Annotated in this window: 1 protein-coding gene; it reads left to right on the top strand. The window is 36.4% G+C overall.

What is annotated here, in order from left to right:
• Window positions 1–278 precede the first annotated feature (278 nt).
• A complete protein-coding gene (locus ABLT31_RS38600) occupies window positions 279–1382 on the top strand; it encodes a type II asparaginase (RefSeq protein ID WP_367761011.1) in 1104 nt (367 codons plus the stop codon).
• The last annotated feature ends 127 nt before the right edge of the window (window positions 1383–1509 follow it).

The raw sequence follows: 1509 nt of genomic DNA, 5'->3' as shown, positions 1-1509 counted from the left end.
GATAGCAGAACAAATAAAAAGACGGATGCAAATGCAACCGTCATGTACTATCGATTCCCGATAGCTAAACAACAATTTCATCAAGCGCAAATTATTCTTCGAGCTTAGAAGGGCTGAAAAGATTATACCTCTCTGGGCTTAGTTTCTTGTGTCATTTGATTACAAATAATTCAGATTATATTTTGCATGTCAGATTTCTTTACAAAGTTATAACATTTATTAGTAAATAAAATTAAATTAATATACAGATAACAAAATTAGAGGAGGAGAAAAAGGAAATGAATTTAAAAAAATACTTAGCAGCAACATTATTAACCAGCTCATTATTAAGTGCATTATACATAGCTCCATTAGGTGGAACTATTATTCCTTCCGCTTTTGCGGCGGAAAAAGTGGATTTACCTAACGTTAAAATTTTAGCTACTGGTGGAACGATAGCAGGTTCTGCGGCATCCAATACAGCAACCACAGGGTATTCAGCCGGTGCTATTGGTGTTGATACACTAATCAAGGCAGTCCCTGAAATGAAAGAAATTGCTAATGTTAGTGGAGAACAAATCGCAAATACGGGAAGTTCAAATATAAATAACGAGATATTGCTTAAAATGGCTAAAAGAGTTAATGAGCTATTAGCATCAGATGATGTTGATGGAATTGTGATAACCCACGGTACAGATACCTTAGAGGAGACGGCATATTTTCTGAATCTAGTCGTTAAAAGCGATAAACCTGTTGTAGTTGTAGGTGCAATGAGACCAGCAACAGCAATTAGCGCAGATGGTCCGTTTAACCTTTATAATGCGGTTAAGATTGCCTCTAGCCCTGAGGCAAAAGGAAAAGGTGTTTTCATGGCTTTAAATGACCGAATTGGTTCTGCTAGATATACTACTAAAACTAATACTACCATGTTAGAAACATTCAAATCGGAAGAACAAGGATATCTTGGTGCAATTGCAGGAGGAAAAATATACTTTTTCAATGAAATTACTCGTAAACATACTACTAAGTCGGTATTCGATATTTCCAAAATCGATAAACTTCCTCAAGTAGATATCGTATATGGTTATCAGAATGATGGAAGGTATTTATACGATGCACTCGTTGCGGCTGGATCTAAAGGGATTGTAGTAGCAGGTTCCGGAAATGGTTCTATCTCAAATGCTGCTAAACAAGGAGCAATAGATGCTGCTAAACAAGGAGTAGCGATTGTTCGTTCCTCCCGTGTAGGAGATGGTATAGTTACTCGTTCCGCCTCTGATGATACCAATAATTTTGTCGCTGCTGATTCATTAAATCCACAAAAGGCGAGAATCCTTTTAATGCTAGCATTAACTCAAACTAGTGATCCGAAGAAGATTCAAAGCTTCTTTAACGAATATTAATACATGCCTCCCTAAAGGGAGGTTTTTCCTTTTTCATAAAATTTCGCTTTGTTCATACTTCTTTATTGAGCTATTCTGCCCTTTAGTGAAGTAAAAAAATATTAAAAACTACGCCTTCAGCTCATCG

The organism is Ammoniphilus soli, assembly GCF_040813775.1.
Note: the sequence above shows the minus strand (reverse complement) of the source record. Positions and strands in the feature narration are given on the sequence as shown.